Below are 13,964 nucleotides of genomic sequence, written 5' to 3'. Positions count from 1 at the left end.
CGGACGGCGTGACGGGGGCCGCCGGGGGCTCTGCCGGGGCCGTGGGCGCCTGCGCCGGGGCCGCGGGGGCAGCAGCCTCGGGCGGGTCGGGGGGCTCCAGGTCGTTGTCGGACGGGGCGTCCTCACCCTCCGGGATGGCGACCACCATGTCCCGCTCCACCTCGTCGACCCCGGGCGCGCTGCGCACCTGGGCGAGCTGGGCGGCGGTGAGCTTCGCGGCGAAGCCCGGCAGCGCGTGGCCGTACACGTACAGCGGCTTGACGCCGAGCTTGTCCAGCACCGCCGTGGGGGCCGTGCCCGCGGTCAGGGTGACGATGTACTGCCCGGGGCCGGAGCCCGGTGCCTCCTTGAGCGGCTCCGCGTACGCGGTGGCCGGAATCACGGCGATCAGGGCGGCGGCCGTCCATCGCGAGACCCTGCGGGACTTGTGCATGCGTAAGGCTCCTTGACCGGACGGAATCTGATCGCCCCCCAGATTCTGGTTACCAGCGGTGACCCCGGTCCGCGCGGTCCCGGGGGCCAACCGGGTGATGCCGCGCATCTGCTGAAATGTCCGGTCGTTGACCAGTCCGATCCCCCGATCATGATCAACGAAAGGAACCACTCGTGAAGCGTCTCTCCAAGGCCGCCGCGCTGACCGTCGCGGCCGGCGCCGCCATCCTCGGCACCGCCGGTGGTGCCGTCGCCCACGACGACGGCCACAGCGGCGCGTCGGCCGAGGCCAAGGCGATCGGCTCCCCGGGCGTCCTGAGCGGCAACGTCATCCAGGTTCCGATCCACGTGCCGGTCAACGTTTGCGGCAACGGCATCAACGTCCTTCTCGCCATCGCGAACCCCACCATCGGCAACGTCTGCATCAACGGCGCCGGTGGCCACCACGAGGACCGCGGCCAGGACTGGGGCAACCACCACTAGCAGGACCGTAGGAAGGCCGCCGGGTGGACCCCGGCGGCCTTCCGCTTGCCGCCATTCCGGTGAACTGGCGTATCCACGGTCCTGACGGACCGTTTACCAGGTGCGTGCAGCCGACAGCAGAGGCCGCCGGAGTCATTCCTCCTCTCCGGCGGCCTCTGCCGTCGTACGCGACAGTTCGCCTACCGGTCAGCGCCGACAGCGTGGTCACCGCGCCGCCCAGCGCGTTCATCGCGGTCTCATCGGGCCGGGTGTTCTGGGCGGACAGCGCTCCGAGCGGCGCGAAGTCGTTTGTCCGGGCGCCCACTTCGGGCCGCCGCTCCGGCATGGACACCTTCGCCGCCTGCGGCGCCAGCGCGGCATCCTTGACCTGGCGCGGGACCGAGCGCACGGCCTTGACCACCGGCTCGGGGGCCGTCAGCACGGTGGGCGCCAACCCTCCGCCCGGTAGTTCGGCCGCCGAAGCGCCGGTTCGCATCCCATGCGAAAAGCGGTGGTTGACCAGGGCGACCAAGGCAGGGATCAGTCAGCGGCGACACCTGCGTCAACGGCTGACCTACCCCCGCAGAGCTCAGGAGTACTCGCACCATGCCGAAGAAGGCACTCACCGTCGCCACCCTCGCTGTCGCCAGCACGGGCGCCACAGCGTCAGACGTTCTTGACGTCGATGCGGGGGTGCGGGGGTGCGGATCAGGCTCCGGACGCCGACACCAGGTGAAACGCCTCAGGAAGAAGGATGTAACGGCTATTACCGCGTGAAGAGTGCACTCTCTAGCCGGATATAACCTGTCTTATTCGAATGACCCAAGTACGACAGCGCTGTTGAAGCCACCCGTCCCCCGCGCCACCACCAGCACCGTACACAGCCGGGCGGGCCGCAACCGCCGGGTGACCAGGCGGATCCCGTACCGCTCCAGGCTCGCCACCTCATCGGCACCGGCGGTCGGCGGAATGACGCCGGAGCGCAGGGCCAGCGCGGCGCAGGCGGTGTCCAGCGCGCCGCCGCCCGAAGTGAGCCTGCCGACAGCCGACTTGGGCACGGTGACCGGCAGGTCGGCGAGCCGGGGGCCGAAGACCCTGCGCAGGGCGGCCGCTTCGGCCGCGTCACCGTCGGGGTCGCCGGCGCCGTCGGCGAAGACCACGTCCACGTCGTCCGGTTCGCGGCCGGCCGAGGCCAGCGCGGTGGTGATCGCCCGGGCCAGCTGGACGCCGTCCGGGGCAGGTGCGGTGTGGTGGTGGGCGTCGTGCGTGGCGGCGTGGCCGAGCAACTCGGCGTAGATCCGGGCGCCTCGCTCGGCGGCGTGCGAGCGATCCTCCAGCACCATCAGGGCGCCGCCCTCGCCGGGCACGAAGCCGGCGGCATGCGGGCTGAACGGCAGATACGCCCGGTCCGGATCCTGGCCGCGATACACCGTGTGCAAGGTGCTCTGGCAGGTGAGCGCGAACGGCGACAGCGGGGCCTCGCTGCCGCCGACCAGGACCGCCTTGCTGCCGCGCCGCAGCAGCCGCCAGGCCTGCTTGAGCGCGTCGAGGCCGCCCGCGCCGTCCGCCGAGACCACGCCACAGCCGCCGGTGAGGCCGTGCTTGATGGAGATCTGGCCGGTGCTGGCGGCGTAGAACCAGGCGATGGACTGGTAGGCGCTGACCTTGCTGGGGTGCTCGGCCCACAGCGCCTGCTCCTCCTTCTGCCCGAACTCGTTGCCGCCGGAGCCGCTGGCGGTGACCACCGAGAGCTGGAAGTTCGGGTGGTCGGCGGGCTTGAACGCGGCGTCGGCGAGCGCCATTTCGGCGGCGGCCATCGCGAACCAGCTCCAGCGGTCGGTCTGGACCCGGAGCTTGTTGGTCATCCAGGTGGCCGGTTCGAAGCCGGTGACCTCCCCGGCCACGGCGATCGGCGAGCAGGTCGCGTCGAGCCGGTTGAGGCGGCGCAGCCCGCTCCGGCCGGCAAGGGCGGAGCGCCAGTACGGTGCGGTGCCGATGCCGATCGGGGCGACGACGCCGACGCCGGTGAGAACTGCCCTGGTGCTCATATGCCGGCCTCCGCCGCTGAGAGAACCGCTGAGAAGACCATCGCCGACTGGAAGCCCCCGAAGCCGCTGCCCACCGACAGCGCGTGCCGCACCGGCTGTTCCCGGGCGAAGATAGGCGTGTAGTCGAGGTCGCACTCGGGGTCGGGATGCACCAGGTTGGCGGTGGGCGGGATGACGCCGCGGTCGACGGCCAGGGCGCAGGCGGCCATCTCCAGGGAGCCGATGGCGCCGAGGGAGTGGCCGATCACCGACTTGACGGAGCTGATGGCGACCTTGTAGGCGTGGTCGCCGAGAGCCCGCTTGTAGGCGGCGGTCTCGTGGCGGTCGTTCTGCGCCGTGCCGGAGCCGTGGGCGCTGATGTAGTCGAGCTGGTCGGGGCGTACACCGGCCTCGCACATCGCGGAGATGATGGCCTCGCTCAGCTCGTACCCGTCGGGGCGCAGTCCGGTCATGTGGTAGGCGTTGGCCCGGTTGTCGTAGCCCCGGACCTCGCAGTAGATGTGCGCGCCCCTCGCGAGGGCGTGGTCAAGGTCCTCCAGGACGAGGATGGCGCTCCCTTCGCCGAGTACGAAGCCGCTGCGCTCCTTGTCGAAGGGCGTGGAGGCCTGTTCGGGGTCGTCGCCGCCGGTCGTGGTGGCGCGGATGGCGTCGAAGCAGGCGACGGTGATCGGGGAGATGGGGGCGTCGCTGGCGCCGGCGAGCATGATGTCGGCCTCGCCGTCCTTCATGGCCTGGAAGGCGTAGCCGATGGCGTCGATGCCCGAGGTGCACCCGGTGGAGACCACGCCGGAGGGGCCGTGCAGTCCGTAGCGCAGCGATATCTCACTGGCGGCGGACGAGGGGTGCATGGCCCGGTAGAGGAAGGGCATGCCGTGGCCCGGGTCGACCTCCCAGAGGCGGCCGTGATCGCTGGCGACGACGTACTCGTCCTCCAGCGTGATGGTGGCGCCGACGGCGGTGCCGAGGCTGACGCCGATGCGCTCGGTGTCCTCTTCCCCGGTGCGCAGGCCGCTGTCGAGCAGCGCCTCGGCCGATGCGGCCAGGGCGAACTGCGCGAAGCGGTCGTTGCGCCGGATCTCCTGCGGGGTGAGGCCGGCCGCGACCGGGTCGAAGTCGCATTCGGCGGCGATGCACGAGCGGTACTCGGTGGGGTCGAACCGGCTGATCCGCCGGATGGCCGGGCGGCCACCGACGATCCGGTCCCAGAACGCCTCGCGTCCCACGCCGCCGGGCGCGATCGCTCCCACGCCCGTGACCACGACTCTGCGCCCGTTTGCCTGCACGACCCGGCCTCCTCCGATCACCGGTCGACCAGTTCGCGTACGACCCGGGCGGCAGCCTCTTCCCTGCTCTCGGTGTCCACGTGGCCGAGGTCGGGGCGCGGCGCCAGCGGGCTGAGGAAGAACACCCCGCGAGCGGACGACCCGGTCTCGTTCACGACCCGGTGCCTGACATTGCGCGGCACGAGCAGCGCCTCGTCCTTGCCGACGATGTGCGGCACGCCGTCCAGGTCGAGCCGCAACTCGCCCTCCACGACGACCAGGAATTCCTGGGAGTACGGGTGGTAGTGCTCGGCCACCGCCTCGCCGGGGCCCAGCAGCACGATGCCGCAGAAGCCGTCGGTGCAGCCGACCGACCCGGGGGTCAGCAGGGTGCGCAGGTCACCGCCGCGCCGGTTGTCCGGCTTGACGTCGGAGATGTGGACGGCGCGGGTGCGGCGGGCTTCGAGGCGGTCCTTGATGAGCTGGAGCTGCACCTTGGAGTTGCCGTTGATGCGGTGCCGCATGCCCTCGTCGTCGACCGGGGCGTCGGGCTTCATCCGGAAGTCCTGGACCCAGCGCATACGGGTCTGCTCCGGTCCCAGCTCCTCGTACTGCCAGAAGATGTTCATGAACTCGAACGGGCCGGTCTCCACGCGGCGGGCGCGGACGGTGCGGCTGGCCAGGTCGGTGGTGCGCTCGGAGACCCAGGACCAGACGCGGCCCTTCTCGTCGGGGTGCATGGTCAGCCGGAAGGTGACCGTGTTCCCCTCCCGGCCGGTGATCTCGGCCGCGGCGTACTCACTGAAAAGGTCGGGCCAGGACGCCACGTCGTTCGTACGGGTCCAGACATAGGTGAACGGAGCGTCGATGACGATCTCGTTCTCGGTGTGCGCGGTCATCGTCCGGCCACCGCCTCTTCGACCATGCGGCGCAGCTGCGTCGGGGTGGTCTCGGGAGTCAGGTGCTCCTCGACATCCACGGCCCAGCGCTCCACGACGCGCGCGGCGATCTCGGTGCGGGCCAGCGAATCAAGATCGAGGTCCCGGAAGGAGTCGTCGAAGACTCCTGGCCCCACCGGCGGCTCGGCGCCGACGGCGAGCAGCAACCCCGCCAGGTCACTGTCGGTGAACTCTCTCAGTTGACTATCGGTCACAGACGTCACGGGTACCTCCAACCAGACGGCCGATTAATCACACAAACGGTCCCCACGGATGGGGAACGCGTCACGCGACGGCCGCCGGGTCCACCCGGACGGGGGACTCGCTACTCGGCCGACTCGGGATCATGTGCGAAGACATTCAGGAGGTCGCCGACGAAGTGCTTGGCCTCGGCAGGGTGACGGAAGTGACCGGTGGGGTTGATCGTGTACTGGTTGCGCCGACCGAGCCTGACCTTGCTCAGATACCCGCCGGCCACCAGATCGGCGACGATCCCCTGCGTCGCCCGCTCGGTGATCCCGGCATGGACCGCGACGTCCCGGAGCCGCGCGTCCGGCTTCCGCGCCAGTTCGAGAAGCACGCGGGCGTGGTTGGTCAGGAATGTCCATCGGCCGTTGGAGTCGGGGTCCTGGGTGGTCATGCGCTCCCTCGTGGCAATCTGTGCGAACGATCTAGTGACCTGCAATTGACGAATTTCATTTCACGTATCCATTGACAGGATACCGCTCGGGCGTCACGCTCGAAAGGTGATTGCACACGACAGCGTCGAAGCACGTGACCTGTCCAAGGTCATGTTCGCCCGGCTGAGGGAACTCGAAGAAGGCACGTACGAGTACCAGTACGTGCGCAACACCCTCATCGAGCTCAACCTCACACTGGTGCGCTATGCCGCCCGCCGTTTCCAGTCCCGCAGCGCCCAGCTGGACGACATCATGCAGGTCGGCACCATCGGGCTGATCAAGGCCGTCGACCACTTCGACATCCAGCGTGGCGTCGAGTTCACCAGCTTCGCGCTCCCCACCATCGTCGGGGAGATGAAGCGCTTCTTCCGGGACACCAGCTGGGCCGCGCACGTCCCGCGCCGGCTCCAGGAGGCCCGGATCGACATCGCCCGCGCCACCGAGGCGCTCGGCAAGCGGCTCGGCCGCGACCCGACGGCGGCCGAACTCGCCGACGAACTCCACCTCACCGAGGCCGAGGTCGTCGAGGCCCAGGCCGTCACCGACAACGCGTACACCGCGTCGTCGCTGGACGCCACCACCACGGACGACGAGAGCGAGGGCGCCCTCGCCGCCTACCTCGGCCACGTCGACCCCTCCCTGGAGCGCGTCGACAACCTCATCAGTCTCAAGCCGCTGATCGCCGAGCTCGACGAACGCGACCGTATGATCCTCTCCCTCCGCTTCGGCGACGAACTCACCCAGGCCGAGATCGCCGACCGCATCGGCGTCTCCCAGATGCACGTCTGCCGACTGCTCAAGCGCATCCTCGCCACCCTCCGCGAGGGCCTGCTCGCCGAGGCCGAAGCCTCCAGCTAGCCCCTGGTGAGGCGGGTGGCAGAGCCATTCGGTCGTGCTTGACTTGACGTAGAGGCCCGTGAGTGCCGCCATTGTGGCGGAGACCGCGCCCCTGGCCGAGTACGACCAGCAGATCCGCCACCAGGCGGCGCCACAAGCCCAGGGCTGGCAGGCGTAGACAGCGGCATAGGCTCTGTCCGGGCGATCACGGGCGCCCGCCGCGCCAGCGGCTGATGTCACAGCGGCGTCGTCTGGTGCGGTGCATCGCAAGGCGCTGGGGGCACCCCCGGACGGAGTCTGGGGGAGGATGTCCGCATACTGGTTTGTCTGTGGGCGTTTCGGCAACGCCGCGAGGTGCCGTGCCTGGGGGCACCTCCCAGCCGCCAGGCTGGGGGAGCGGCGAAGGGGCCGTTCGTGATCGCCCGGACAGGGCCTAGATCCCGCCGCGCTCGCGGGTGATGCGCACCGCCGCGTGGCGGTTCCCCGTACGGCCTCGGAGCCGCCCCCGTACCGGCGGCGCACGCCGGTCGCCTCGATCACGCTCTCCCCGATATCCATGGCTCAAGCGTCGGGCCGGGCGGCGGCCGGGGGCAGTGCGGACTGTCACGACTGGCGATGACGAATGTCATGCGTCGCCAGGGCCGCCGTCGGCATTGTGGGGGGCTGTCCGGTGAGGGCGGCAACGGTGGTGGCCAGAGCGTGGCGTTGTTCGTCGGTCCAGGAGGCCGCGTCGCCGGCGTTCATGGGGTGGCCGTGGGCCGGCGCAGATCGCCTCGCTGGACGACGTCTCGGAGCCCACGCTCAACTTCCCGGCGTACTACAACACCCATCTCGCCCCCATGCCCGCCTTCGCGGGCGCCACCGTCGACGGACAGCCGACCACGGTCTCGCCGCTGCTCAAGGGCAATTCCGCGCGCTACTGACGCGGTGAACGCGCCGCCCGCACGAGGCGGACGGCGCGGGGAGCCCGCCGAAGTGCGTACGTACTAGAACTGCACATCCGAGCAGGCGTAGAAGGCGTTGGCGGTGTCGGCGACGGTCCACACGGCGACGATGAGGTGCTTGCCGGTCTTGCCGGTGGGGATGGTGCCCTGGTGTGAGGCGGTGGTGCCCGGGCGGGCGCCGTTGTAGGGGACGATCAGGAAGGGCGTCGTGTCCAGGCTCGCGCGGGTGAGCGGCTTGGTCGGGTCGTAGCCGGACTTGGTGATGTAGTAGCGGAAGTCCGTGGTGGCGTGGGACGCGGTGAACCGCCAGGTGAAGGTGTAGCTCTGACCGCCGGTCACCTTGGTGGCCGGCCACTGTCCGCTGCGCGGGGCGTCGAGTTGGGCGAATCGGCTGTTGCCGCCGGCGCAGATCGTGCCGTCGGCGGGTCCGGCCGAGGGGAAGCCCTTGGGGCCCTCGACGCTCTGCGGTTCGTACTGGATGTCGCCGCAGTTGGTGACGGTGCCGTTGGCGCAGAGGGCCTGCCGGCTGATGGGGGTGTTGGTGTAGCCGTGACTCTGGGCGCTGCCGGTGGCGAGGACGGAGACGAGGGCGACTCCCAGGCCGATCACGGCCGCGCTGATCTTCTTGCGCATGCTGGCTCCTGGAGAACGTGGGGGAGTTCCTGGGGCGTGCTGGGGACGCGAGCTCAGCGCATTAAGGTCTAGACCAGGTTCAGGTTAGGGCACGCTATTTGAACATGTCCATACCATCGAGCAAACGGATCACCGCGCCTCACGCGGCCAGGAAGCGCTGCGCTGCCGCCGTCAGCCGACCAGGGCGGCGGCGCGGCGGCCGCTCTTGGCCTCCTGGACCTCACCCAGAAGCGCTGCCGCCGCCGCGCTGGTCGGATCGCCCGTCACGGTGATGGTCTCCCAGGCCGGTACGGTCCCGCTGAGCCCGACGAAACGCACCTGATCGGTCTTGGCCGCGAACGACTGCGGTACGAGCGCCACGCCGAGCCCGAAGGTCACCATGTCGAGCAGCGAGTGCACGTCGGTCACCTCCAGCGAGACATGGCGGTCCACGCCCGCGGCGGCGAGCGCGCTGTCGACCAGGTCCCGGGTGCCCCAGTCCGGCAGGAAGTCCACGAACTGTTCCCCCCGCAGCTCCGCCACCCCGACCTCCACCCGCGCCGCCAGCGGATGGTCGGGCGCACAGGCCAGCACCAGCGGTTCGCTGGCGAGCGGCCCCACCACGACGTCGTCCGGGCACCGGGCCGGGCGCGAGACGAAGGCCACGTCCAGCCGTCCCGCGCGCACCTGCTCGATCAGCTCGGCAGACCCGCCCTGCCGCAAGCGGATCTCCAGACCGGGATACTCGGCCAGGAAGCGGCCGAGCACGGCCGGCAGATGCACCACGTGCAGGCATTGCAGCGACCCGATGGCCAGGCTGCCGCGGAGCAGCCCCTGCACCGCCGCGACCGCGTCCTTGGCGGCGTCGGTCGCCGACAGCGCCCGCCGGGCCTCGACCAGCAGGACCCGCCCCGCAGGGGTCAGCTCGACCTGCCGGGTGCTGCGGAGGAAGAGCGGGGCGCCCAGTTCGTGTTCGAGGGAGCTGATCGAGGCGGACAGCCCGGACTGGGCGATGTGCAGACGCTTGGCCGCCCGGGTGAAGTGGCATTCCTCCGCGACGGCGACGAAGTACTTCAGTTGCCGGAGTTCCATGATTCATCACCAGAGCTGCTCAAAGGGATCGGTTTCTCCTGTTGGACAGCTTAATCACCAAAGCGCAGGCTGGGGAAGCACCAGCAGATCTCCAAGGAGGAGCTCCCATGCAGACTCGCCGCATCGGTGACACCCAGGTCAGCACGATCGGTCTCGGTGGAATGCCGATGTCCATCGAGGGGCGCCCCGACGAGCAGCGCTCGGTCGCGACGATCCACGCCGCGCTGGAGGCGGGCGTGACGCTGTTCGACACCGCAGACGCCTACCACCTGACAGCGAACGACGTCGGCCACAACGAATCGCTGATCGCCGGCGCGGTGGCCAGCTACGGCGGCGACACCTCCGACGTACTGATCGCCACCAAGGGCGGTCACCTGCGTCCGGGCGACGGCTCCTGGACCCTGAACGGCTCGCCGGAGTACCTGAAGCAGGCCTGCGACGCATCGCTCCAGCGACTCGGCGTCGAGGCCATCGGACTCTACCAGTTCCACCGGCCGGACCCGAAGGTCCCCTACGCCGACTCCGTCGGGGCGATCCGCGACCTGCTGGACGCGGGCAAGATCCGCTACGCCGGCATCTCGAACGCCAACCCGGATCAGATCCGGCTGTCCAACGAGATCCTCGGCGGCCGGCTGGTGAGCGTACAGAACCAGTTCTCCCCGGCCTTCCGCTCCAGCGAACCGGAGCTGGAGCTCTGCGCCGAACTGGGCATCGCCTTCCTGCCGTGGAGCCCGCTCGGCGGGATCACCCAGGCCGGTGAACTGGGTTCACGGTTCGCTGTCTTCGCGGAGGTCGCGAAGGCACACGGTGTCAGCCCGCAGCAGGTCTCCCTGGCCTGGGCACTCGCCAAGGCGCCCGTGGTGATCCCCATCCCGGGTTCCTCGCGCCCCGAGACCATCCGCGACTCGGTCGCGGCGGCCGATCTCAAGCTGTCCGCCGAGGAGTTGAGCCGCCTCGACGCCGTCTGACGGAGCCTCGTGGTCTCGGGAGCGCGTGACCTCGAGTGGCCTCACTCGTTGGCTCCCGTGCAGATCACTCGTGACGCGTCCTGCTGGTCCATCCCAAGGCATCCGCGCTCCCCTCGCGCTCCCAAGACCACGCGGTCCGCCTGAGTCTTCCGGCGCCTACATGAAGGTCAAATACAAGGAGACGGCACGGGGTAGCCTCGCGGTGAACATCATCGACTCGCTAGCTAGGGAAAATGGCCCTGACCTGCCCCTTTGCGTCTTTCGGGGCTGTCAGGGCCTTCCCTGCTCGCACGGCGGAAAAGTCCCCGGGAATTCCCCGGCGGGCGTCTGACCAAGGCGTTCACGACCTCGCTCGTCTGGTTCGTCGAGTCCCATGACGGCACCTTCGCGTCGCTGTTCCACGTGGTCGAAGTTGCCGCGAAGCTGAAGCCCGACACGATCAGCATGAGCTGGGGAGTGGGGCAGGAGTTCACGGACGCGGCGTACAACCCGGATGTCCTGTCTGGGCACGGCAGTGTGACTGCCTCGCAGGGGCGCGCGAGGACGTTGACCGGGGAAGATGGCACGCGAAGGCGACCCCTGTTCGTGATCTTCGGTCTCAACAACCTTGATCATCAGGAGTCGCGTTCGTCATTTCCAATCGAACCAAGGGCGCAACCACGGATTGGTCAGGACGAACACCTCATCTCGCCTACCGAGAACGGCCGGTGATGCCCCGCACCTGCGAAAAGCTTTGGGCTTCGCTGAGCGCGGAACCGCTGCTGGGCCCGCTCGCCGCCCAGCGGTCCAGGGCGCCGGGGTGTGGGGCGGGCTGCTGGCCGGAGCTGTCGTGCCACGAGCGAGGCACTCTTCCCGCGCCTGGAGGACACGCAATAGGTCGGATCTTCTCGCCGTAATCCGCGCCTGACTCTAGGAGTTGGAGGCACGGTTGCGTACATTCATTGGACGTCTGACCTTCGCCCGTCCTGCTGGAGACCCACGATGCGCAACACCGCCGTTGCATGCCTTGTTGTCGCCGCCGCCGCCTGTTTCGGCTTCACCGGTGGCCCACCCAGAGCCGTCCCGGATACGAACACCCTCCATGTCGCGCCCGACGGGCGCGGTTCCGCCTGCACTACGAACAATCCGTGCACCCTGAACACCGCCCGCGACCGTGCCAGATCCCTGGTCCCCGACGCCACCGGGGACGTCGTGGTCGAGCTGCAGGGCGGGACGTACCGGCTCACCAGCCCGTTCCAACTGGGCGTGCAGGACTCCGGCCGGCCCGGCCACCCGGTGGTGTACCGGGCGGCCGCCGGCCAGACACCTGTGCTCAGCGGCGCCACCCGCGTCACCGGGTTCGCCGAGGTGGACGCGGCCAAGAACATCTACCGCGCCGAGGTCCCGGCGGGCGTGGCCAGCAGGGAGCTGTTCGTCAACGGTGTACGCGCGGACCGTGCGCGAGGGCCGAAGAACCCCTCAGGGTTCTCGGTGACCGCCACCGGGTTCACCACCAGCGACCCGTCGTACGCCTCGTGGACGAACCCCGCTCAGGTCGAGGTCGTCGAGAACAACGCCTGGAAGCAGATGCGCTGCCCGCTGGCGTCCATCACGCGCTCCGCGTCCGGCGGTTCCGACCTCACCGTTGACCCCGGCTGCTGGAACAACAACCACAGCTCGGTGCCCAACCCCGGCTTCCCGTTCAACGGCGCGGGACTGCCCAGCCTGGACGGCATCACCTGGCTGGAGAACGCGTACCAACTGCTGGGCACCCCTGGGCAGTTCTACCTCGACGACAGCGCCGGCTACCTCTACTACGTGCCCCGGGCCGGCGAGAACCTGGCCACCGCGGACGTCGAGCTGCCCGTCGCCCCCGAACTGCTCGATGTCTCAGGCACCCCGGGACACCTGGCCCCGGTGAACGACACCGACTGGCGAGCGGTCTACAGCGGAAGCTGGGGCTACTCCAGCGGCCGGCACCTCGGTGACCTGGGCGCCGATGTGCACTACACCTCCACCAACGGCGACTCGGTCAGCTACACCTTCACCGGCACCGGGATCCAGGTCCTGTCCGAGACCAACTCGGACGAAGGCAACGCGGACGTCTACATCGACGGCACGAAGGTGTCGACGGTCTCCGGCAACGGCCCGGAGCGCCTCGCCCAGCAGGCCATGGTCTCCGTCACCGGACTGCCGAAGGGCACGCACACACTGCGCCTGGTCAATACCGGCGGATCGTATCTGCTGGTCGACGGCTTCACCGTGATCCCCGACGTGATCGCGCCCGTGCACGACGTCGTCTTCTCCGGGCTCACCTTCGCCTACACCACCTGGAACGCCCCGACGGCCGAAGGCTATGTGGACAACCAGGCCGGCGTGATCTGGGATCCGACGACGCGCACGCCGATACAAATCCCCGCCGCCGTCCAGGTGCACCGCGGCGCGCGAATCACCTTCACCGACGATGTTGTCCAGCACACCGGAACCAGCGGGATCGCCCTGGCTGACCAGACGCAGGACTCCAAGGTGAACGCAAGCTCCATCACCGACACATCGGGTACCGGAGTGGCCATCGGCGCGGTAGACGACTACTACCAGACCGAGCCCGCGCTGATGACGAGCGGCAACACCGTATCCGCCAGCACCGTGCAGTTCCCCGGCCAGGAGTACCAGGACGCGGTCGGCATCTGGGTCGGCTACAGCAAGGGAACCGTCATCTCGCACAACGACGTCGGCTACACGCCGTACTCCGGCATGTCCATCGGCTGGGGCTGGGGCTGGGCGTCGAACTGCACGCTCCAGGCCGCGCAGGGACTGCCCAGCCCATGCCTGCACGGCACCAGCTACGCCGGGGGCAACAAGATTATCGACAACCATGTGCACAGCGTGATGGGCGCGCTGAACGACGGCGGACCGATCTACACCCTCGGCGGCCAGTCCGCGCCCTCGGAGTTCTCCGGGAACGTCCTGTCGGAGTGCATCGACGGCTGCAACATGATCTACCACGACGAAGGAAGCTCGCTGTGGAACACCCACGACAACGTGGTGCGGTTCAGCAACGGGTCACTGTGGACGAACCTGTGGACGCCGAGCATCCATGACGACTCGATCCACGACAACTACAGCGACACCGCTTCCTACAACAACAACGGCACGAACATCACCTTCCAGCAGGCCACCGTGGTGACCGACGGGAACTGGCCGACCGCGGCCCAGTCAATCGTGAACGCCGCGGGTCCCGGCACCCTGCCGGGCAAGGTGGTCGACGACGACGACCTGCGCGTGGCGTACACCGGCGGCTGGTCGTCGAGCGGGTCCCGGAGCACCGGCGACCTCGACAACGGCGTGCACTACACCCAGCAGAACGGCGCCGCCGCCACGATCACCTTCACCGGCACCGGGATCAGCTTCCTCACCGAGACCAACTCCGACGAGGGCGACATCGGTATCACCCTGGACGGCGTCTCCAAGGGAACGGTTAGCGCGAACACCCCGGATCGGCACTCCCAGCAGAGCCTGTACTCGGTGTCCGGCCTGACCGCCGGCCAGCACACGCTGACGGTGACCAAACTCAGCGGCACCTACCTCCTGGTGGACGGCTTCACGCTGAGCTGAGCGCCACTGATCGCCGCGGAATCCCTGTCCCGGGCCCGAACAACCAAGCCGCTCTGGCCGGCCGACTCCGGGTGCCCCTGACGTCTTCGCCGAAA

At 69.2% G+C, this 13,964-nt stretch carries 14 protein-coding genes; 5 read left to right on the top strand and 9 right to left on the bottom strand.

Annotation, left to right across the window (positions count from 1 at the left end; all coding sequences use genetic code 11):
* Positions 1-433: protease inhibitor I9 family protein (locus EFK10_RS42870; protein ID WP_206305817.1), on the bottom strand; the 433-nt coding region annotated here is incomplete at its 3' end.
* A gap of 173 nt (positions 434-606) precedes the next feature.
* Here EFK10_RS42870 and EFK10_RS42865 point away from each other — a divergent pair.
* Complete coding sequence (locus EFK10_RS42865; protein ID WP_127361042.1) at positions 607-915, top strand: chaplin; 309 nt, start codon at positions 607-609, stop codon at positions 913-915.
* A gap of 788 nt (positions 916-1,703) precedes the next feature.
* Here EFK10_RS42865 and EFK10_RS42860 read toward each other — a convergent pair.
* The 5 genes from EFK10_RS42860 to EFK10_RS42840 all read right to left on the bottom strand — a co-directional run bounded on the left by EFK10_RS42860 (position 1,704) and on the right by EFK10_RS42840 (position 5,782).
* Positions 1,704-2,942, bottom strand: coding sequence for a beta-ketoacyl synthase N-terminal-like domain-containing protein (locus tag EFK10_RS42860; protein WP_127361041.1), 1,239 nt, complete (start codon positions 2,940-2,942; stop codon positions 1,704-1,706).
* A complete protein-coding gene (locus EFK10_RS42855) occupies positions 2,939-4,225 on the bottom strand; it encodes a beta-ketoacyl-[acyl-carrier-protein] synthase family protein (protein ID WP_127361040.1) in 1,287 nt (428 codons plus the stop codon). Before EFK10_RS42855 ends, EFK10_RS42860 begins: the two co-directional genes overlap by 4 nt.
* Before the next feature lie 17 nt (positions 4,226-4,242).
* On the bottom strand, positions 4,243-5,103 hold the full coding sequence (locus EFK10_RS52955) for a cupin domain-containing protein (RefSeq protein ID WP_127361039.1): 861 nt from the start codon (positions 5,101-5,103) through the stop codon (positions 4,243-4,245).
* Complete coding sequence (locus EFK10_RS42845) at positions 5,100-5,366, bottom strand: phosphopantetheine-binding protein (RefSeq protein ID WP_240677818.1); 267 nt, start codon at positions 5,364-5,366, stop codon at positions 5,100-5,102. The genes EFK10_RS52955 and EFK10_RS42845 overlap by 4 nt, the downstream gene beginning before the upstream one ends.
* Before the next feature lie 101 nt (positions 5,367-5,467).
* Positions 5,468-5,782, bottom strand: coding sequence for a helix-turn-helix transcriptional regulator (locus EFK10_RS42840; RefSeq protein WP_127361038.1), 315 nt, complete (start codon positions 5,780-5,782; stop codon positions 5,468-5,470).
* A gap of 151 nt (positions 5,783-5,933) precedes the next feature.
* On the opposite strand from EFK10_RS42840, the gene EFK10_RS42835 reads away from it, so the two are divergent.
* Entirely contained in the window at positions 5,934-6,680 is a 747-nt protein-coding gene (locus tag EFK10_RS42835; protein WP_127361047.1) for a SigB/SigF/SigG family RNA polymerase sigma factor, read from the top strand.
* A 582-nt stretch (positions 6,681-7,262) separates the two neighbouring features.
* Here EFK10_RS42835 and EFK10_RS49100 read toward each other — a convergent pair.
* From EFK10_RS49100 to EFK10_RS42825, 3 genes are all read right to left on the bottom strand, one after another.
* Positions 7,263-7,403 carry a hypothetical protein gene (locus EFK10_RS49100; RefSeq protein WP_206305816.1) on the bottom strand — a complete coding sequence of 47 codons (141 nt, stop codon included), beginning with the start codon at positions 7,401-7,403 and terminating at the stop codon, positions 7,263-7,265.
* A 242-nt stretch (positions 7,404-7,645) separates the two neighbouring features.
* On the bottom strand, positions 7,646-8,236 hold the full coding sequence (locus tag EFK10_RS42830) for a lytic polysaccharide monooxygenase auxiliary activity family 9 protein (protein ID WP_127361037.1): 591 nt from the start codon (positions 8,234-8,236) through the stop codon (positions 7,646-7,648).
* A 171-nt stretch (positions 8,237-8,407) separates the two neighbouring features.
* Positions 8,408-9,307: a LysR family transcriptional regulator gene (locus tag EFK10_RS42825; protein ID WP_127361036.1), complete on the bottom strand. Its 900-nt coding sequence runs from the start codon at positions 9,305-9,307 to the stop codon at positions 8,408-8,410.
* Between the two features lie 107 nt (positions 9,308-9,414).
* Between EFK10_RS42825 and EFK10_RS42820 the strand changes: the two genes are divergently transcribed.
* From EFK10_RS42820 to EFK10_RS42810, 3 genes are all read left to right on the top strand, one after another.
* Positions 9,415-10,275 (top strand): aldo/keto reductase, encoded by an 861-nt coding sequence (locus EFK10_RS42820; RefSeq protein ID WP_127361035.1) that lies wholly within the window; start codon positions 9,415-9,417, stop codon positions 10,273-10,275.
* A 252-nt stretch (positions 10,276-10,527) separates the two neighbouring features.
* Positions 10,528-10,986, top strand: a complete 459-nt coding sequence (locus EFK10_RS42815; protein ID WP_127361034.1) for a hypothetical protein — start codon at positions 10,528-10,530, stop codon at positions 10,984-10,986.
* Positions 10,987-11,256: 270 nt separating this feature from the next.
* Positions 11,257-13,869: a hypothetical protein gene (locus tag EFK10_RS42810; RefSeq protein ID WP_127361033.1), complete on the top strand. Its 2,613-nt coding sequence runs from the start codon at positions 11,257-11,259 to the stop codon at positions 13,867-13,869.
* Positions 13,870-13,964: the final 95 nt, after the last annotated feature.

Source organism: Streptomyces soli (assembly GCF_003999195.1).
GTDB lineage: Bacteria > Actinomycetota > Actinomycetes > Streptomycetales > Streptomycetaceae > Actinacidiphila > Actinacidiphila soli.
This window is presented reverse-complemented; position numbering and strand designations above follow the sequence as displayed.